16 protein-coding genes and 1 riboswitch are annotated in these 18,035 nt (G+C 71.8%); of the genes, 3 read left to right on the forward strand and 13 right to left on the reverse strand.

Annotation, left to right across the window (positions count from 1 at the left end):
• Nucleotides 1-133: 133 nt before the first annotated feature.
• Nucleotides 134-2,194: an AAA family ATPase gene (locus tag P3T29_RS16800; RefSeq protein ID WP_280717279.1), complete on the forward strand. Its 2,061-nt coding sequence runs from the start codon at nucleotides 134-136 to the stop codon at nucleotides 2,192-2,194.
• A gap of 36 nt (nucleotides 2,195-2,230) precedes the next feature.
• Here the strand turns inward: P3T29_RS16800 and P3T29_RS16805 are convergent, their stop codons facing one another.
• The 9 genes from P3T29_RS16805 to P3T29_RS16845 form a co-directional block, all read right to left on the reverse strand.
• Nucleotides 2,231-3,277, reverse strand: coding sequence for a hemolysin family protein (locus tag P3T29_RS16805; RefSeq protein ID WP_280717280.1), 1,047 nt, complete (start codon nucleotides 3,275-3,277; stop codon nucleotides 2,231-2,233).
• Entirely contained in the window at nucleotides 3,274-4,716 is a 1,443-nt protein-coding gene (locus P3T29_RS16810) for a hemolysin family protein (protein WP_280717281.1), read from the reverse strand. The genes P3T29_RS16805 and P3T29_RS16810 overlap by 4 nt, the downstream gene beginning before the upstream one ends.
• A 234-nt stretch (nucleotides 4,717-4,950) precedes the next feature.
• On the reverse strand, nucleotides 4,951-5,391 hold the full coding sequence (locus P3T29_RS16815) for a PH domain-containing protein (protein ID WP_280717282.1): 441 nt from the start codon (nucleotides 5,389-5,391) through the stop codon (nucleotides 4,951-4,953).
• Nucleotides 5,392-5,450: 59 nt separating this feature from the next.
• Nucleotides 5,451-6,299, reverse strand: a complete 849-nt coding sequence (gene hisG / locus P3T29_RS16820) for an ATP phosphoribosyltransferase (protein ID WP_280717283.1) — start codon at nucleotides 6,297-6,299, stop codon at nucleotides 5,451-5,453.
• A gap of 69 nt (nucleotides 6,300-6,368) precedes the next feature.
• Complete coding sequence (locus tag P3T29_RS16825; protein ID WP_280717284.1) at nucleotides 6,369-6,641, reverse strand: phosphoribosyl-ATP diphosphatase; 273 nt, start codon at nucleotides 6,639-6,641, stop codon at nucleotides 6,369-6,371.
• Between the two features lie 87 nt (nucleotides 6,642-6,728).
• Nucleotides 6,729-7,214 carry a 6,7-dimethyl-8-ribityllumazine synthase gene (ribH, locus tag P3T29_RS16830; protein ID WP_280717285.1) on the reverse strand — a complete coding sequence of 162 codons (486 nt, stop codon included), beginning with the start codon at nucleotides 7,212-7,214 and terminating at the stop codon, nucleotides 6,729-6,731.
• A 42-nt stretch (nucleotides 7,215-7,256) separates the two neighbouring features.
• Complete coding sequence (locus tag P3T29_RS16835) at nucleotides 7,257-8,543, reverse strand: bifunctional 3,4-dihydroxy-2-butanone-4-phosphate synthase/GTP cyclohydrolase II (RefSeq protein WP_280717286.1); 1,287 nt, start codon at nucleotides 8,541-8,543, stop codon at nucleotides 7,257-7,259.
• Nucleotides 8,540-9,187, reverse strand: coding sequence for a nicotinamide mononucleotide transporter family protein (locus P3T29_RS16840; RefSeq protein WP_280717287.1), 648 nt, complete (start codon nucleotides 9,185-9,187; stop codon nucleotides 8,540-8,542). The genes P3T29_RS16835 and P3T29_RS16840 overlap by 4 nt, the downstream gene beginning before the upstream one ends.
• Nucleotides 9,184-9,846 (reverse strand): riboflavin synthase, encoded by a 663-nt coding sequence (locus P3T29_RS16845; RefSeq protein ID WP_280717288.1) that lies wholly within the window; start codon nucleotides 9,844-9,846, stop codon nucleotides 9,184-9,186. Before P3T29_RS16845 ends, P3T29_RS16840 begins: the two co-directional genes overlap by 4 nt.
• A gap of 206 nt (nucleotides 9,847-10,052) precedes the next feature.
• Nucleotides 10,053-10,180, reverse strand: a riboswitch (FMN riboswitch).
• A 354-nt stretch (nucleotides 10,181-10,534) separates the two neighbouring features.
• Between P3T29_RS16845 and P3T29_RS16850 the strand changes: the two genes are divergently transcribed.
• A complete protein-coding gene (locus tag P3T29_RS16850) occupies nucleotides 10,535-11,209 on the forward strand; it encodes an MSMEG_1061 family FMN-dependent PPOX-type flavoprotein (protein WP_280717289.1) in 675 nt (224 codons plus the stop codon).
• 64 nt (nucleotides 11,210-11,273) lie between these two features.
• Here P3T29_RS16850 and P3T29_RS16855 read toward each other — a convergent pair whose 3' ends face one another.
• Nucleotides 11,274-11,627 carry a hypothetical protein gene (locus P3T29_RS16855; RefSeq protein WP_280717290.1) on the reverse strand — a complete coding sequence of 118 codons (354 nt, stop codon included), beginning with the start codon at nucleotides 11,625-11,627 and terminating at the stop codon, nucleotides 11,274-11,276.
• 328 nt (nucleotides 11,628-11,955) lie between these two features.
• On the opposite strand from P3T29_RS16855, the gene P3T29_RS16860 reads away from it, so the two are divergent.
• Nucleotides 11,956-12,849: a helix-turn-helix domain-containing protein gene (locus P3T29_RS16860; protein WP_280717291.1), complete on the forward strand. Its 894-nt coding sequence runs from the start codon at nucleotides 11,956-11,958 to the stop codon at nucleotides 12,847-12,849.
• Here the strand turns inward: P3T29_RS16860 and meaB are convergent.
• From meaB to mutA, 3 genes are read right to left on the reverse strand one after another with little or no spacing between them, the layout of a single operon-like run.
• Nucleotides 12,843-13,838 (reverse strand): methylmalonyl Co-A mutase-associated GTPase MeaB, encoded by a 996-nt coding sequence (gene meaB / locus P3T29_RS16865; protein ID WP_280717292.1) that lies wholly within the window; start codon nucleotides 13,836-13,838, stop codon nucleotides 12,843-12,845. The two genes, P3T29_RS16860 and meaB, sit on opposite strands and share 7 nt — an antisense overlap.
• 12 nt (nucleotides 13,839-13,850) lie before the next feature.
• Nucleotides 13,851-16,055, reverse strand: coding sequence for a methylmalonyl-CoA mutase (scpA, locus tag P3T29_RS16870; protein ID WP_280717293.1), 2,205 nt, complete (start codon nucleotides 16,053-16,055; stop codon nucleotides 13,851-13,853).
• The gene (gene mutA / locus P3T29_RS16875) at nucleotides 16,052-17,899 is read right to left on the reverse strand and encodes a methylmalonyl-CoA mutase small subunit (RefSeq protein WP_280717294.1); all 1,848 of its coding nucleotides are present in this window, start codon (nucleotides 17,897-17,899) and stop codon (nucleotides 16,052-16,054) included. Before mutA ends, scpA begins: the two co-directional genes overlap by 4 nt.
• Nucleotides 17,900-18,035 lie beyond the last annotated feature (136 nt).

An 18,035-nucleotide genomic window follows, 5' to 3' on the forward strand; every position in this document is an offset into this window, starting at 1 on the left:
CGCCAGGCGCTTTGATTTGGCCTCGCGCGGCACCCTTCCGGATCAGCCCGGCACCGGTACGATTCCTGTCAGGCGCTGTTGTCGAACGAGTTCGGCCGGTCCTCGAAACACACACCGGGGGGCGTGAGTGGCGATGGAGAGTCCCAGTACGACCGGGTCGAACAGGCTGGCCGACCGTGCCTGGCTGCGCGCGATGGACGCCTACGCGGCGGGTGCGTACGCGCGGGCCGAGGAGGAGTTCCGCGCGGCCGTCCAGCTCGACCCCGGGATGGCCGACGGCTGGCTGGGGCTGCACGCGCTGCGCTGCGACACCGCCGGTGCGCTGCTGGCGATGTACCGGCACCAGAATCGTTTCGGCGAGCAGCGGGCCCGGCACCGGCGGCCGCTCAGTTCCTGGTACTGGCTGGGCTGGTGGGTTCAGCCGGTGCTGGAGGACAGCCGTGACCTGACGCTGGCCCACGCCTCGCACTGGCTCGACGGCCGGCACCTGACCGAGCTGGACCGCGCGCTCGCCGAGTGCCCGCCCGCCGACCAGGACCCTTCCGTCCGCTTCCTGCACGCCTGCCGCTCCTACCTGCTGAAGGACTGGGAGCAGCTGATCCGGGACACCGACCGGCTGCTCGACGACCCACTGCTGGGCATCGAGGCGGGACTGTTCGGCGGCATGGCCCGGGTCCGGCTGGACATGTGCGCCCAGGCCCAACGCCCGCTGGCCGCCTCGCTGGCCCGCTGCCGCTCCGAGCAGCCGCAGCGCAAGGAGCTGCGCTACTGGCTGGCCCGCGCCTACGAGGGCGCCGGGCGCAGCGCGGCCGCACTGCCGCTGTACCGGGCGGTACACCGGGCCGACCCGGCGTTCATGGACACCGCCGCCCGGCTCGCGGCGATCTCCACCGAGGACGGGGTGATGGACGGCCTGTTGCTCGCCGAGGACCCGGACGACGACGGCTCCGTACCTGAACTGCTGCTCCCCGGGGCTGACTTCGATCCCGACCGGAACGGCGAGGACGACGACCGGGACTCCGGCTCCGACTTCGACGTGCAGGACGACCAGGGTTACGAGCCGGGTTACCAGCAGGGCTTCGAGCAGGAGTACGGGCAGGGGTACGACCCCGGCTACGATCCCGGTGGTGCGGGCGACCGCCGGACGGGCTACCAGTCGTACTACCCGGCGGAGGAGCGGACCGAGCCGCTGGACTCGCCCGCGCCCCGGGCGGCCGCCGAACGCTCCGGGGCGACGGCCGGACAGCCGGCCGCCGGGCTGCCGGTGCCGGGCGCCCGGGCCGGCGGCGAGCCCGCTCCGCTGACCGCCGTGCCCGCCGGACTCGACCGGGTGCGCGGCCGGAAGGGGCTGGAGGCCGCCCTGAGCGAGCTGGAGCAGATGGTCGGGCTCGACCCCGTGAAACGCCAGGTCCGGGCGCTGTCGGCGCAGTTGCGGATGTCCCGGCTGCGGGCCGACCAGGGGCTGCCGGTGCAGCCGCCGAAGCGGCACTTCGTCTTCTCCGGCCCGTCCGGCACCGGCAAGACCACCGTCGCACGGATCCTCGGGCAGGTCTTCCACGCCCTCGGGCTGCTCTCCGGCGACCACCTGGTGGAGGCCCAACGAGCCGACCTGGTCGGCGAGTTCCTCGGCCAGACGGCGGTGAAGGCGAACGAGCTGATCGACTCCGCGCTGGACGGGGTGCTCTTCATCGACGAGGCGTACAGCCTCTCCAACTCCGGCTACAGCAAGGGCGACGCGTACGGGGACGAGGCACTCCAGGTGCTGCTGAAGCGGGCCGAGGACAACCGGGACCGGCTGGTGGTGATCCTGGCCGGCTACCCCGAGGGGATGAACCGGCTGCTGGCCACCAACCCCGGCCTCAACTCCCGCTTCACCACCCGGGTGGACTTCCCCAGTTACCGGCCCGCCGAACTCACCGCGATCGGCCGCACCCTGGCCTCCGGCGGCGGGGACGGCTGGGACGAGGACGCGGCCGACGAGCTCGCCAGCATCTGCGCCCACGTGGTCGGCGAGGGCTGGATCGACGAACTGGGCAACGCGCGCTTCATCCGGACCCTCTACGAGAAGTCCTGCGCCTACCGGGACCTACGACTCTCCACCCTGCGCCAACTCCCCACCCGGGAGGACCTGTCGACCCTGCGGCTGCCCGACCTCGTCCAGGCGTACGGCGAGCTGATCGACGGCCGGGCCTGAGGCGACCCCGGGCCCTGCCTGATCAACTGCGCGCGGTCAGCTGCGCGCGGCTTCGCGGTGGTCCGGGTCGTGCATCTCGCCGACCAGTTCCTCCAGGACGTCCTCCAGGGCCACCAGGCCGAGCTGGCGGCCGTCCTGGTCGACCACGGCCGCCAGGTGGGCGGCGGCCCTGCGCATGGCGCCGAGCGCGTCGTCCAGCGGCAGGGTGCCCCGCAGGACGGTGACCGGGCGCCAGAGCCGGGCCGGGACGGGGGCGGACGGGTCGTCGACGTCGAGGATGTCCTTGACGTGCAGGTAGCCGAGCACGGTGCCGTCGGGGCCGACCACCGGGAAGCGTGAGAAGCCGGTCCGGACGGCCAGCCGCTCTATCTCCCGGGCGGTCACCGAGCTGTCGACGGTGACCAGTTGGCCGGCCGGGAGCAGCACGTCGGTGACCGGTCGGCGGCCGAGTTCCAACGCGTCCTCCAAACGTTCCTGGCGGCCCTCGTCGAGCAGCCCGGCCGCGTGCGAGTCCGCGAGCAGGTGGAGCAGCTGCTCGTCGGTGAACACGGACTCGACCTCGTCCTTGGGCTCCACCCCGAAGAGCCGCAGGACGCCGTTGGCGAAGGCGTTCAGGGCCCGGATCACCGGCGCGAGCAGCCGGGCCAGCCGGGCCAGCGGCGGGCCGAGCCAGAGCGCGGCCTTCTCGGGGCCGGCCAGCGCGATGTTCTTCGGCAGCATCTCGCCGATCACCATGTGCAGGAAGACCACCAGGGCCAGCGCCAGCGCGTAGCCGATCGGGTGGATCAGCGCATCGGGGATCCCGATCGCGCCGAACGGGCCTTCCAGCAGCTGGGCGATGGTCGGCTCGGCGAGCGCGCCCAGCAGCAACGAGCAGACGGTGATGCCCAGTTGGGCGGCGGCCAGCATCGCGGAGACGTTCGAGAGCGCGTGCAGCACCGTCCGGGCGCGCCGGTCACCGGCTTCGGCGAGCGGCTCGATCTGGCTGCGGCGCACCGAGATCACCGCGAACTCCGCACCGACGAAGAAGCCGTTGCCGAGCAGCAGCAGGAGCGCGGCGGCGAGTTGGAGTGCGGTGGTCATCGGGTCTCGTTCTCGTCGTGCTCGTCGTGCGCGAAGCGGTCGTGGGCGCGATCATGGCTGCGGTCGTTGGCGCGGTCGTTCGCGCGGTCGTGGCCTCGGTTGCGGGCGCCGTGCCGCGTCCCGGGCTCGGCGGGGTGCTCGACGCGTTGGATCAGCACCCGGCTGGTGCGGTGGCGCTCGACGGCGAGCACGGTGAACCGCCAGCCCGGGAGTGCGGCCTGCTCGCCCGGAGCGGGGAGTTTGCCGAGCAGGTCGGCCAGCAGGCCAGCCAGGGTCTCGTACGGCCCCTCGGGGGCCAGCAGGCCGATCGTCTCCAGCTGGTCGGTCCTGGCCCGGCCGTCGGCTTCCCAGGCCGGCAGGCCGTCGACGGGCGGGAGCGCGTGCAACTCGGGGGTGTCGGCGGGGTCGTGCTCGTCCTGCACCTCGCCGACGATCTCCTCGACGATGTCCTCCAGCGTGACCACCCCGGCGGTGCCGCCGTACTCGTCGACCACGATCGCCATCGGCTGCGCGCGGCGCAGGCGGTCGAGCAGCCGCTCGGCGGGCAGCGACTCGGGCACCAGCAGCGGGGCGGCGGCGAGTTCGGCGACCCGGGTGACCGTCCGGCGCTCGGCGGGGACGGCGAGGGCGTCCTTGAGGGTGACGGTGCCGGTGACCTCGTCCAGGCTGTGCCCGTACACCGGGAAGCGGGAGAGGCCGGTGGCCCGGGTGAGGTTGAGCACGTCGGCGGCGCTGGCGTCGCGCCGGAGCGCGACGACGTCGACGCGCGGGGTCATCACGCTCTCGGCGGTCAGCTCGCCGAGGCCGAGCGTCCTGACGAAGAGCGTCGCGGACTCCTCGTCCATCACCCCGGCCCGGGCGGAGTGCCTTGCCAGCGAGACCAGTTCGGCGGGCGTACGGGCCTGGTCCAGCTCCTCGGCGGGCTCCATGCCGAGCGCCCGGACCAGCCGGTTCGCGGTGCCGTTCAGGAAGGTGATCAGCGGGCGGCAGACCGTCGAGAACGCGCGCTGCGGCGCGACCACGGCCCGGGCCACCTGGAGCGGCCGGGAGATCGCCCAGTTCTTCGGGACCAGCTCGCCGATCACCATCTGCAGCACGGTGGCGAGCACCATGCCGACCAGCACCGCGACGCCGGTCGCGGCGGACGCGGGCACCCCGGCCGCAGTGGCCACCGGGCTGAGCAGGACGGAGAGCGCGGGCGCGGCGAGCATGCCGACCACCAGCGAGGTGACGGTGATGCCGAGCTGGGCGCCGGAGAGCTGGAAGGAGAGCTGCCGCAGCGCCTTGCCGACGTTCGCCGCCTTCCGGTCACCGGCTGCGGCCGTGCGCCGGACGGCGCCGCGATCCACGGTGATGAGGGCGAACTCGGCGGCCACGAAGAGACCGTTGGCGAGGATGAGCAGCAGGGCCGCGAACAGCAGCAGCCAGGCGGTGATCACGGAGCCGCCTGCCTTCCGGTGCGGGGAAGCGAGACGGCGTGGGTACCACCGGACGGATCGTCCATCGAGGGGAGGTGTCACTCCTCAGGTCGCGGGCGGGCAGGTCCCGGGCGCGCCGGGTCCAGCCGGGGCTTTGCACCGGCTTTACCAGACTAGACGATACCCGTACGAGCACCGCCAACCCGTTCGATCCGTGTCCCTGCGGCCCGCAGCGGACGTCAGCCCACGAGGACGTCAGCTCACCGGGACGTGACCGTCCACGAAATCGCGCAGCGCGCGGGCCGCCCGGATCGCCTGCTCGCGTCCGCCGCCGGGCTGGATGCCGACGGCGGCCAGCGCCGTGCCGTCCGCGAGGTCGAGGGTGACCCAGGGGTCGCCCTGGCGGAAGTTCACCCGGACGATCTCCGCCCAGGCCAGCCGACGGGTCCGGACGAAGTTGACCACCGTCACACCCTCGGCGTCGGCGCTGACCCGGGGCCGGGCCAGCATCAGGCCGAGCGAGCCGAAGACCAGGCCGCTGAGGACCATCGCGAGACGGTCGTTGAGCTGCCAGTTGGCGGGCAGCGCGAACGCGATCACGGTGAAGACCGTCACCAGGACGGCGCTGAGCGACAGCAGCACGCCACGGTTGCGGCGCGGGGCCCAGGTGACCGGGAGCTGGACGGGGGTGGACACGGCGGGACTCCAAAAAAAGCGGGCGGAGGCCGCTGAGGCCCCCGCCCGGCAGAGCGGATCTAGAGGCGGCAGGCGTGGATGTTGGTGACCAGGATGGCCCGGGCGCCGATGCCCCACAGGTCGTCCATGATCCGCTGCGCCTCCTTGCGGAGCACCATCGAGCGGACGGCCACCCAGCCCTCGGTGTGCAGTGGGGAGACGGTCGGCGACTCCAGGCCCGGGGTGAGCGCCACGGCGGCGTTCACGCTCTCGGCCCGGATGTCGTAGTCCATCAGCACGTAGCGGCGGGCCACCAGCACGCCCTGCAGCCGGCGCAGGAACTGCTCGACACCCGTGTCCTCGCCCGCGCCCTTGGGGCGGATGACGACCGCGTCCGAGATCAGGATCGGCTCGCCGAAGATCTCCAGACCGGCGTTGCGCAGGCTGGTGCCCGTCTCCACCACGTCCGCGATCACGTCGGCGACGCCGAGCTGCACGGCGGTCTCGACCGCGCCGTCCAGCTTGGTGACCGTCGCCTTGACGCCCTGCTCGGCGAGGTGCTGCTCGACCAGCCCGGTGTAGGAGGTGGCGATCCGCAGCCCCTCCAGCCCCTGGACGTCCGAGACCAGCGCCCCGACCGGGCGGGCGAACCGGAAGGTCGAGCCGCCGAAGCCGAGCGCGAGCACCTCCTCGGCGTCGGACGCCGAGTCCAGCAGCAGGTCACGGCCGGTGATGCCGATGTCCAGGCGGCCGGAGCCGACGTACACGGCGATGTCGCGCGGGCGGAGGAAGAAGAACTCGACCTGGTTCTCCGGGTCGACCAGCACCAGTTCCTTCGGGTCCTTGCGCTGCCGGTAGCCGGCCTCATGGAGCATCTCCGCCGCGGGACCCGAGAGCGAACCCTTGTTGGGGACGGCGATGCGCAGCATGAGAGGTGAATCCTTCACGGTGGTAGGGGTTCTGGCGTTACGGGAGTGCGGGCTCAGAGAGGTACGGGCTCAGAGATGGGAGTACACGTCGTCGAGGGTCAGACCCTTGGCGACCATCATCACCTGAAGGTGGTACAGGAGCTGCGAGATCTCCTCGGCCGTCTCCGCGTCGGACTGGTACTCGGCGGCCATCCAGACCTCGGCGGCCTCCTCGACGACCTTCTTACCGATCGCATGGACGCCCTGCTGGACGAGTTGCGCGGTACGGGAGGACGAGGGGTCGCCGGTGGCGGCCTTCTGCTGGAGCTCGGTGAACAGCTCCTCGAATGTCTTCGAAGCCATGATGTGCTCACCTTACGGCTTGCGGGCCGACGGTTGGTAAACGGTCCCGGACCGTGGACAGTCCGGTGGACGACTACCCGGAGGGTCCTACCGCGAGGACTCCAGGACGGCCCGCAGGGTGGCGGCGGTGGCGACGGCGGCGGTGACCGCCTCGTGGCCCTTGTCCTCGGCGGAGCCGGGCAGGCCCGCACGGTCCAGCGCCTGCTGCTCGTTGTCGCAGGTCAGGACGCCGAAGCCGACCGGTACGCCGGTGGCCACGCTGACCTGGGTCAGGCCGAGGGCGGCGGCCTCGCAGACGTAGTCGAAGTGCGGGGTGCCGCCCCGGATGACCACGCCGAGCGCGACCACCGCGTCGTAGCCACGGTCGGCGAGCTGCTTGGCGGCCACCGGCAGTTCGAAGGTGCCGGGGACGCGGATGACGGTCGGCTCGTCGATGCCCAGCTCCTTGAGGGCCCGGTGGGCGCCGTCGAGCAAGCCGTCCATCACCTTCTCGTGCCACTGCGCGGCGATCACCGCGACGCGCAGGTCGCCGGCGTTCTTGATGGTCAGCTCGGGGGCTCCGTGGCCGCTCACGTGCGTACTTCCTCTCGGTTCAGGGCTGGTAACAGAAGGAGATCAGGAGTTGGGGTCGAGCCACGGCAGCTGGTGGCCCATCCGGTCGCGCTTGGTGCGCAGGTACGCCGCGTTGTGCTCGCCGGGCTCGATCTCGACCGGGCGGCGGGCGTTGACCTTGAGGCCGTGCTCGGTGAGGGCCGTGAGCTTGGCCGGGTTGTTGGTGAGCAGGGTCAGCGAGCGCACGCCGAGGTCGGTGAGCATCTGGGCGCCGATGCTGTAGTCCCGGGCGTCGGCGGGCAGGCCGAGTTCGAGGTTGGCGTCGACGGTGTCGCGGCCCTGCTCCTGGAGCTCGTACGCGCGCAGCTTGTGCGCCAGGCCGATGCCCCGGCCCTCGTGCCCGCGCAGGTAGAGCACGACGCCGCGGCCGGCGGCGGCGACCTGGGCCAGCGAGGCCTGCAGCTGCGGGCCGCAGTCGCAGCGCAGCGAGCCGAACACGTCGCCGGTGAGGCACTCGGAGTGGACCCGGACCAGCAGGTCCGCGCCGTCGGTGACCTTGCCGTCCTCGCCGAGCCCGCCGGCGATCAGGGCGAGGTGCTCGGTGCCGTCGATGGTGCCCTTGTAGCCGACGGCCGTGAAGTCGCCGAACGCGGTGGGCAGGGCGGTCACCGCCGCGCGGGCGACGTGCAGTTCGGTGCGGCGGCGGTAGGCGATCAGGTCCTCGATCGAGATGATCGACAGGCCGTGCTCGCGGGCGAAGGCGACCAGCTCGGGCAGCCGGGCCATCGTCCCGTCATCGTTGACCACCTCACAGATCGCGCCGACCGGCGGCAGCCCGGCGAGGCGGGCCAGGTCGACGGCGGCCTCGGTGTGGCCGGGACGGACCAGCACACCACCGTCGACGGCGCGCAGCGGGAAGACGTGGCCGGGGCGGGTGAGGTCGGTGGGCTCGGTCGCCTCGGTGGCGAGCAGCTTCACGGTGCGGGCGCGGTCGGCGGCCGAGATGCCGGTGTCGACCCCGTCGCGGGCGTCGACCGAGACGGCGTAGGCGGTGCCCTTGCGGTCTTCGTTGACGGCGGTCATCGGGGGCAGCTTGAGCCGGTCGAGCTCGTCGCCGGTCATCGGGACGCAGATCACGCCGGAGCTGTAGCGGATGGTGAACGCCATCAGCTCGGCGGTGGCGGCGGAGGCGGCGAAGACGATGTCGCCCTCGTTCTCGCGGTCCTCGTCGTCGACCACGATCACCGGCCGCCCGAGGGCGATGTCGGTGATGGCGTGCTCGACCGGGTCGAGGGCGAGGGCGTCGCCGGGGAGGTCGTCGCGGACGTCGTGTACGGGCTGGATGGTCATGCCGTGGCTCCCTGCAGGACGGTCGCGGACGAGGGACGGGCGGTACGGGTGCTCAGCCACCAGGCGCGCAGGCCGGCCAGCACCAGGAGGAAGTAGATGATGTAGGTCAGGCCGGAGAAGCTGTAGCCGCTGTCGAAGGCCAGCGGGACGCCGACGATGTCGACGGCGATCCAGGCGAACCAGAACTCGACCCAGCCACGGGCCTGGGCGAACATCGCGGCCAGCGTGCCGACGAAGATGTACGCATCGGCCCACGGGCTCCAGGACAGGCTGGGGACGGCCAGGAAGATCCCCGCCACCGCCACCGTGCCCACGGCCGTCGCGCCGGCCAGCAGCGCGCGTTCGCGCCAGGTCGCGAAGCGGACCGCGATCCCCCCGGTCTCCCGGCGGTTGCGCTGCCACCGGCTCCAGCCCCAGGACGCGGCAGCGATCACGATCAGCTGCTTACCGATCAGACCGGGCACGTGACCGGAGAGGTAGGCGGCGATCAGCACCAGACCGGAGAGCAGCTGGACGGGCCAACTCACCACCGAGCGGCGCCAACCGAGGGCGAGCGCGCCCAGTCCGAGCAGGTTGCCGATCATGTCGGCCCACTTCACCGGCTCGCCGAAGGCGGTGAAGGCTATGCCGGTGAGCCAGCTCATGAGGCGTCCTTGGCAAGGGTGTCGGGGAGGGTGCGGGAGTCGAGCAGCCGCTCGACGTACTTCGCGAGGACGTCCACCTCGAGGTTGACCGGGTCGCCAACCGCCTTGGTACCCAAGGTGGTCAGGGCGAGGGTGGCCGGGATGAGGCTGACGGTGAAGCTGTCGATCGCGGCCTCGACCACGGTGAGGCTGACGCCGTCGACGGTGATGGAGCCCTTCTCGACCAGGTAGCGGGTGATGCTCTGCGGCAGTGAGAAGCGCAGCACCTCCCAGCGCGGCAGGCCGTCGGCGTCCAGGTCACCGGGCGCGCGGCCCAACAGGGTTCCGGTGGCGTCGACATGGCCCTGCACGAGGTGGCCGCCGAGCCGGTCGCCGAGCGCCATGGCCCGCTCCAGGTTGACCCGGGAGCCCGGCGCCAGCGCGCCCAGGCTGGAGCGGAGCAGGGTCTCGGCCATCACGTCGGCGCTGAACTCGCCCGGGTCGGCGGCCAGTTGCTCCGAGGTGTCGACCACGGTCAGGCACACGCCGTTGACCGCGATGGAGTCGCCGTGCCGGGCACCGGAACAGACCACGGGGCCGCGCAGACGAATTCGCGAGGATTCGCCGATCTCCTCGATGGAGACGACCTCGCCGAGCTCTTCGATGATGCCGGTGAACACCCGGGTTCTCCTCGCGCTTGGGGCGCGGACTCCGGGGGTCGGCATGAGAGAGGACACGGACCAGCAGAAACGGAGTACGGAGGACGACCCCTCGAACGAGCGACGACGGCAGACGCGGACCGCGCCGACCACCGAGCCCGAGAGAGAACTCTCCCGCTGGTACACCTGCCACGGTCCACGGGGAACCACGGCACTGCTGAACCGCCCGCGCACGCCTCCCATCCGGACTTTAACCGTCGGTCCAGGAATTTCACCTGGTCAACCGGCCGCTGGCTGCGGACGGGTCGCGGACTGTAACCGCCGGTTCGGATTTTCACCGACCCCGGAGTGCGCTGAACGTCACTGCTTGATGCCGTCATCATGCCACGGCCCGGCCCCGACGCGGGAGGGGGTGCTCATGTGGCCTGGTTCACTGAGTGTCCACCGGTGAGCCGGGAATAGTGAAGGCCCCCTCGCCCCAGGAGGATTGCCGAGCAGTCCGACCGGGTAACCCGCCCGTCTGCGGGCCCGGTCTGCCTCGCCCTGCGGGCGGTCAGCATCGCGGTTGACGAGGCGACCCGGGCCCGACCACGTAGCGCGGCGCCGGCCGCCCGGCGGGGCGTGCGGTGGGACGTGCAGCGAGGCGTACGGCGGGACGCGGGGGATAACCCCTGTCGCAAAGATCCACAGCGCGCTAGATTGCCGGTACGTGACCACAACGACGCCCGCCCCCGCCGGCACCAGCAGCCTCTTCGACGCCCTGCGCGTGACCTCCGTCCAGGAGGTGGCCGAACTCCGCGAGGTCTACGAGCAGCCGGGCGCCAACGCCCGGCTCAAGCAGGTCGACCACATCAACGAGGTGGCCCGCAAGCTCATCGCCTGCTGCCCGCTCGTCCTGGTCGCCAGCGTCGGCGCGGACGGCACCTGCGACGTCTCCCCCAGGGGCGGCCCGGCCGGCTTGGTGAGCGTCCTGGACGAGCACACGCTCGCCATCCCCGACGCGACGGGCAACAAGCGGCTCGACAGTCTCCAGAACATCGTCCAGACCGGGCAGGTCGGGCTGCTCTTCGTCATCCCCGGCCGCGACACCACCCTGCGGGTCAACGGCCGTGCCTGCGTCTCTACCGATCCGGAGCTGCTCGGGCAGCTCACCGCCGTCGGCAAGCCGCCACGCAGCGCGATCGTCGTCCAGGTCGAGGAGGTCTACGGCCACTGCCCGAAGGCCTTCCTGCGCAGTTCCGCCTGGAAGCCCGCCAACCGGCTCGCCCCCGACGCCGCCCCCAGCTCCGCCCAGATCACCCTCTCCCACCTGCGGAACCCCGCGCTCACCGTCGAGCTGATCGAGCAGGACGAACGCGACGCACTGCTTCACCGCTACGAGTGACAGGCGGAACAGGGGCGCGCGCCGGAGCCGGCGGCGCCCCTGCGGGCCGAGCGAGCCTGCGCGGTCAGTTGGCCGGGCCGCAGCTCCAGCTGCCGCCCCAGACACACGCCGACATGTTCTGGCCGGGGCCGTCGTAGATCCACGGGGACTGCGCGCCGCTGCCGGTGGGCCCGTAGAGCCACTGGCTCGTGGCCCAGCTGTAGATGCCGAAGGAACAGCCGCCGTTGTTGACGATCGGGTCGATCGCCATGTAGTCGTGCCCGCTGATCAGGATCACCTTCTCCAGCGCGACGCAGCCGCCGGAGCCCACCTGCCAGGTGCCCTCGGCCGCGCTGGCGGAGGTGGCGGAGACCGCGAGGAACGCCACCGGCAGGACGGCGAGCGCGGCGGTGCGGCGGACGAACTTCTTGATGTTCATGGAGTACCAGCTTTCGGGCAGGGACGCACCCGTCGGCATCCTGAAGAGCCGGGTGCCGGTGGGGGTTTCGTCCTCGGATGACGTGCGTGAGGGATGACGCGACGGCGATCCGGGCTGCGCCTTCCGGGGCCTTGCCCGGGACCTTCACCCGTTCGCTCGTACAGCGTCGCGCACGGCCTCCCGGCCGTCTTGGAAAAAGGCGACCAGCCTTTCACTGCAAGGTAGTTGACCCATGATCCGGTCCGAACAAAGCCGTATCGGCGCAGCCGAAGGTGGAGTACGCTGCGCGCCGTCGAGCAAGTTCGGACACGAGGGGATTGGATCTGAGATGGCGTCCTCGGCACGGACCACCGGTCCCGACCCGCTTGGGACCGAGCGGCCCGAGACCGACCCGCCCGAGACCGACCGCGAGTTGGCAGCCGGCCAACCGGACCGCTGCCTGCGCGGGCTGGTGACGAGTTATCAGGGCTTCCACTACCGGAGTTCGGAGCCGGTGCGCCGAGTCGTCCTGCCGGAGGCCGTGGTGAAGCTGGTGTTCGCCTTCGGGAAGCCCGTCAGCACCGTCGACGCGGTCGATCCGCGCCGGGTCGGCTCGATGCTCTCGGTGGCAGTCCCGTTGCAGACCACCGCGATGGTGGGCAGCCACAACGGACAGGTGCACGGACTCGCGGTCCTGCTGACCCCGCTCGGGGCTCACCGGATCTTCGGTCTCCCGATGTCGGAGTGGGAGCAGCAGGAGTTCGTACCGATCGAAGTCCTGCTCCCCTCGCTGGCCGGGCTGGGCGAACGGCTCGCCGAGTGCCCGAGCTGGGCCGGGCGGTTCGGCCTGCTGGACGAGGTCCTCACCGGCCGACTGCCGGACGCGCTCGACCGCTCCCCCGAACTGGAAAGGGCCTGGGGCGAGTTGCGGCGCTCCAGCGGCCGGGTGTCGGTGACGGAGCTGGCCGACAGGACGGGTTGGAGCAGGCGCCACCTCGAGCGCAAATTCGCCGAGCAGGTGGGCTGTTCACCGAAGAAGGTGGCCCAGGTCCTCCGCCTGCGCGCCGCCCTCCGGTTGCACGAGCGCGGCCTGCCGCTGGCCAAGGTCGCCGACGCGGCCGGATTCCACGATCAGTCCCACCTCAACCGCGTCTACCGGGAGATGATCGGCTGCTCCCCCACCCGCGCGACGGAACACCGGGTGGACTGGCAGCACACCACACCGACCGCCGAGCGTTACTGACCGGTTGTCCTCCGGAAGCCCCCGAGGATCTGTTCGGCCGCCAGCGTCGCCGTCAAGGTGCCTTCGCGGACGCGCTGTTCGAGGTCCGGGGCGATGCGGCGGACCTCTGGGTTCTCGCGGAGCTGGGCGAGGAGTTGGTCGTGGACCATGGCCCAGGTCCAGTCGACCTGCTGGTCGCGGCGCTTGGCGGTGAGCGAACCGGTCGCCTCGAGGATCCGGCGGTGCTGCTGGAGGCGCTCCCAGAGGGTGTCCAGGCCCGCGCCGTCGCGTCCGCTGCAGGTGAGCACGGGCGTCGTCCAGGCCGCGTCCGGGGCCTGGAGCAGGCGCAGCGCACCCGCCAACTCCCGTGCGGCGGCCCGGGCGTCGAGCTCGTGCGGGCCGTCCGCCTTGTTGACGGCGACCAGGTCGGCCAGCTCCAGCACGCCCTTCTTTATGCCCTGGAGCTGGTCGCCGGTCCGGGCCAGGGTCAGCAGCAGGAAGGAGTCGACCATCTGCGCGACGGTGGTCTCCGACTGCCCGACGCCCACGGTCTCGACCAGCACGACGTCGTAGCCCGCCGCCTCCATCACCACCATGCTCTCGCGGGTGGCCCGGGCCACCCCGCCGAGCGTGCCGGAGGTGGGCGACGGCCGGACGAAGGCCGCCGGGTCCACCGCCAGGCGCTCCATCCGGGTCTTGTCGCCCAGGATGGAGCCGCCCGTACGGGTGGAGGACGGGTCGACGGCGAGCACCGCGACCCGGTGGCCCTGGCCGGTGAGCATGGTCCCGAAGGAGTCGATGAAAGTCGACTTGCCGACACCTGGTACGCCGGTGATCCCGACCCGGACGGCGTTGCCGGAGTGCGGCAGCAGTTCGATCAGCAGGCGCTGGGCGAGCTGCCGGTGGTCCGGCCGGGTGGACTCCACCAGGGTGATGGCCCGCGCGATGTACGCGCGCGAGCCCGCCAGCACCCCTTGGACATAAGCGTCGAGATCGATCGTCCGGGCCATCGGTTCAGCGGCTCACAGCTCGTGGCCGAGGCTGACGGCGAGGGTCTTCAGCAGGTCGTACGCGGCGTCCGGGATGACCGTGCCCGGGGGGAAGACGGCGGCGGCGCCGGCCTCGTACAGGGCGTCGAAGTCCTGCGGGGGAATGACCCCGCCGACCACGATGGTGATGTCCTCGCGCCCGGCGGCGGCGAGTTCGGCGCGCAGCGCGGGGACCAGGGTCAGGTGGCCGGCCGCCAGCGAGTTGACGCCGACGATGTGCACGTCCGCCTCCACCGCCTGTCGGGCCACCTCGGCCGGGGTCTGGAAGAGCGGGCCGACGTCGACCGTGAAGCCGAGGTCGGCGAAGGCGGTGGCGATCACCTTCTGCCCACGGTCGTGGCCGTCCTGGCCCATCTTGGCGACCAGGATGCGCGGGCGGCGGCCCTCCGCCTCCTCGAACGCCTCGACCAGCGCGCGGGTGCGCTCGACTGCGGTGGAAGGTCCTGCCTCGTCCCGGTACACACCGGAGATGGTACGGATCTGGCCGGCGTGGCGCCCGTACACCTTCTCCAGGGCGTCGGAGATCTCGCCGACCGTCGCCATCGCGCGGGCCGCGTCCACGGCCAGCGCGAGCAGGTTTCCGTCCAGCGTGCCGTCGTTGCGGGGCCCGGCCTCGGCGGAGGCCGTCAGGGCGCGCAGCGCATCCTGGCAGGCCTGCTCGTCGCGCTCGTCGCGCAGGCGGCGCAGCTTCTCGATCTGCTGGGTGCGGACGGAGGAGTTGTCGACCGCGCGGACCTCGATCTGCTCGTCGGTGGCGACCCGGTACTTGTTGACGCCGATCACCGGCTGGCGGCCGGAGTCGATCCGCGCCTGGGTGCGGGCGGCGGCCTCCTCGATTCGCAGCTTGGGGATGCCCGCGTCGATGGCCTTGGCCATGCCGCCGGCCGCCTCGACCTCCTGGATGTGCTGCCAGGCGCGCTCGGCCAGGTCGTGGGTGAGCTTCTCGACGTACGCGCTGCCACCCCAGGGGTCGATCACCCGGCAGGTGCCGGACTCCTGCTGCAGCAGCAGCTGGGTGTTGCGGGCGATCCGGGCCGAGAAGTCGGTCGGCAGCGCGAGCGCCTCGTCGAGCGCGTTGGTGTGCAGCGACTGGGTGTGGCCCTGGGTCGCGGCCATCGCCTCCACACAGGTGCGGGCGACGTTGTTGAAGACGTCCTGCGCGGTGAGCGACCAGCCGGAGGTCTGCGAATGGGTGCGCAGCGACAGCGACTTGGCGTTCTTCGGCTCGAACTCCTTGACCAGCTTGGCCCAGAGCAGCCGGGCGGCGCGCAGCTTGGCGATCTCCATGAAGAAGTTCATGCCGATCGCCCAGAAGAACGACAGCCGGGGCGCGAAGGCGTCCACGTCCATCCCGGCGCCGAGCCCGGCGCGCAGGTACTCCACGCCGTCGGCCAGTGTGTAGGCCAGCTCCAGGTCAGCCGTGGCTCCGGCCTCCTGGATGTGGTAACCGGAGATGGAGATGGAGTTGTAGCGCGGCATCTTCTGCGAGGTGTACGCGAAGATGTCGGAGATGATCCGCATGGACGGCTGCGGCGGGTAGATGTAGGTGTTGCGGACCATGAACTCTTTGAGGATGTCGTTCTGGATGGTCCCCGCCAGCTTCTCCGGCGGTACGCCCTGCTCCTCGGCCGCGACGATGTAGAGCGCGAGCACGGGCAGCACGGCGCCGTTCATCGTCATCGACACCGACATCTTGTCCAGCGGGATGCCGTCGAACAGCTGGCGCATGTCGTAGATCGAGTCGATCGCCACGCCCGCCATGCCGACATCGCCCGTCACCCGGGGGTGGTCGCTGTCGTAACCCCGGTGGGTGGGCAGGTCGAAGGCGACCGAGAGGCCCTTCTGACCGGCCGCCAGGTTGCGGCGGTAGAAGGCGTTGGACTCCTCGGCGGTGGAGAACCCGGCGTACTGACGGACCGTCCAGGGCTGGTTCACGTACATCGTCGGGTACGGGCCCCGCAGGTACGGCGCGATACCCGGGTACGTGTTGAGGAAGTCCACGTCGGCCAGGTCGTCGCCGGTGTACAGCGGCTTGACCGCGATGCCCTCCGGGGTGTCCCAGACCAGCTCGCCGACGTCCTTGCCGGTGGCCTGCCGCCAACCGGCCTGCCACTGCTGCTCGGTGGCGTCGGAAGCATCGCTCTCGAGGCCGATCTCGGTGAAGTCCGGGATCATCACACCGCTCCGATCTCGTCGAGGACCGAGGTGAGGACGGCGACGGCGTCGCTGCCCACGAAGACGAACTCGTCCACCCCGGCCCGCTGGTACGCCTCCTGGCGCTCACCGGGCTTGCCTGCCAGCAGGATTCGGCGCGCACCGGCGCTCTTCAGCGCGGCGGCGGCCTCCTCGGCGCTCTCGGCGTACAACTTGTCACTGGAGCAGAGGCAGGCGACGCTCGCGCCACTGGCGGCGAACGCGTCCACCGGTCCCGAGACGGTCTCGACTCCGCCCGACTGGAACAGGTTCGCGGCGAAGGAGGACCGGCCCGTGTGGGCTGCGGCCGGTCCGATCGTCGTCAGGAAGACCTTCGGCCGTTCCCCGGTCGCGGCGAGCCGCTGGTCCGAGCGGGCGCGCAGCGCCTCGAAAGCGTCCGAGCGGCGGACCTTCGGCAGGCCGCCGGACGGCTGCGCGGGCGCGGGCTCGCGGACCACCGGCTGCTCGGCCAGGTTCGGGAACTCGCTGACACCGGTGATGGGTTCGCGTCGGTGGGCGAGATCGTCCGAGCGCTCGGCCCAGGTCGCGGCGATCCGGTCCCGGACCAGGCCCGAGCGCAGCGCAGCGGCCTGGCCGCCGGCCCGCTCGATCTCCTGGAACCAGGCCCAGGCGGCGTGCGCGAGTTCGTCGGTGAGCCGCTCCACGTACCAGGAGCCGCCGGCCGGGTCGATCACCCGGGCCAGGTGCGACTCCTCCAGCAGGATCGACTGGGTGTTGCGGGCGACCCGGCGGGCGAAGGCGTCCGGCAGGCCGAGCGCGTCGTCGAACGGCAGGACCGTCACCGCGTCCGCGCCGCCGAGCCCGGCCGCCAGGCAGGCGACGGTGGTGCGCAGCATGTTCACCCACGGGTCGCGCTCGGTCATCATCACCGTCGACGTGACGGCGTGCTGACGCTGCGCCGCCTGAGGGGCCGTCACCCCGGAGACCTCGGCCACCCGGGCCCAGAGCCGGCGCGCGGCGCGCAGCTTGGCGATGGTGAGGAACTGGTCGGCGGTGGCGGCGAAGCGGAACTCCAACTGCCCGGCGGCCGCGTCGACCGTGAGCCCGGCAGCCGTCAGCTCGCGCAGGTAGGCGACGCCGGTGGCGAGGGCGCAGCCCAGCTCCTGGGCGGGCGAGGCACCGGCCTCGTGGTAGCCGAGCGCGTCCACGGTCAGCGCGCGGAAGCCCGGGTGGCCGCTGCTGCACCGGGCGGCGAGCGCGCCGGCGGCGGCCAGCTGCTGGGCGGTACGACTGTCGTCGCCGGTACGGGCGAGCAGGCCGAGCGGGTCCGCGCCGAGGTTGCCGGAGGCACCCTGCACGTCCTCGCACAGGCCGAGCAACGCCTCGGCGGCAGCGGTGAATTCGGCACCCGCGTCGAGCACCACGGAGGCGAGGTCGAGGTAGACCCCGTCCAGTGCCTCGGGCAGCGCGGCGACCGGGAGGCCGGCGGCGCCGACCGTCAGCCAGAGCGAGGTGACCCCGTTCTCCAGGTCGGCGAGCACGGCTTCGTTGGAGCGGCGTGCGTCCGGGTGGGCGTGGCGCTGGCGCACGTCCCAACCGGCGACCGCCGAGCCCTGCGGCCGACCGCCGCGTACGAACGGGGGGAAGCCCGGGTAGCCGGGAGCCGCCGCCGTGTCCGTCGCGGTGTACAGGGGGCGGACGCGCAGTCCGTCCTGGAGGTCGGTGGCGAGTGCGTCCTCGGCGGCTGTGCCGGGTACATCCTGCGCGCCTGCCTTGCGCAGGACGCCTTCGACCAGGTGCTGCCACTGCTCACGGGTTGCGTCCGGGAACTCGGCGGCCAGGGAGAGCCCTTCGGGCGGGACCGTCATGAGGGAAGGTTAGAGCCTGTTAACGGTCGGTAGCAGACCAAACCGATGTGACCTTGCCCTCTCTGCACTCCTGACGGCGCGGAGTGTCGCAGGTGGGAGGGCCTGCCGGCGGCCGGGCGCACGCTCGGTGGCGTGC

It is taken from the genome of Kitasatospora sp. MAP5-34 (assembly GCF_029894335.1).
GTDB lineage: Bacteria > Actinomycetota > Actinomycetes > Streptomycetales > Streptomycetaceae > Kitasatospora.

Coding starts and splice junctions, on each gene's coding strand:
- P3T29_RS16800 (WP_280717279.1), top strand. CDS start 134: ATGGAGAGTCCCAGTACGACCGGGTCGAACAGGCTGGCCGACCGTGCC.
- P3T29_RS16805 (WP_280717280.1), bottom strand. CDS start 3,277: ATGACCACCGCACTCCAACTCGCCGCCGCGCTCCTGCTGCTGCTCGGC.
- hisG (WP_280717283.1), bottom strand. CDS start 6,299: ATGCTGCGCATCGCCGTCCCCAACAAGGGTTCGCTCTCGGGTCCCGCG.
- P3T29_RS16825 (WP_280717284.1), bottom strand. CDS start 6,641: ATGGCTTCGAAGACATTCGAGGAGCTGTTCACCGAGCTCCAGCAGAAG.
- P3T29_RS16835 (WP_280717286.1), bottom strand. CDS start 8,543: ATGACCATCCAGCCCGTACACGACGTCCGCGACGACCTCCCCGGCGAC.
- P3T29_RS16840 (WP_280717287.1), bottom strand. CDS start 9,187: ATGAGCTGGCTCACCGGCATAGCCTTCACCGCCTTCGGCGAGCCGGTG.
- P3T29_RS16855 (WP_280717290.1), bottom strand. CDS start 11,627: ATGAACATCAAGAAGTTCGTCCGCCGCACCGCCGCGCTCGCCGTCCTG.
- P3T29_RS16860 (WP_280717291.1), top strand. CDS start 11,956: ATGGCGTCCTCGGCACGGACCACCGGTCCCGACCCGCTTGGGACCGAG.
- meaB (WP_280717292.1), bottom strand. CDS start 13,838: ATGGCCCGGACGATCGATCTCGACGCTTATGTCCAAGGGGTGCTGGCG.
- mutA (WP_280717294.1), bottom strand. CDS start 17,899: ATGACGGTCCCGCCCGAAGGGCTCTCCCTGGCCGCCGAGTTCCCGGAC.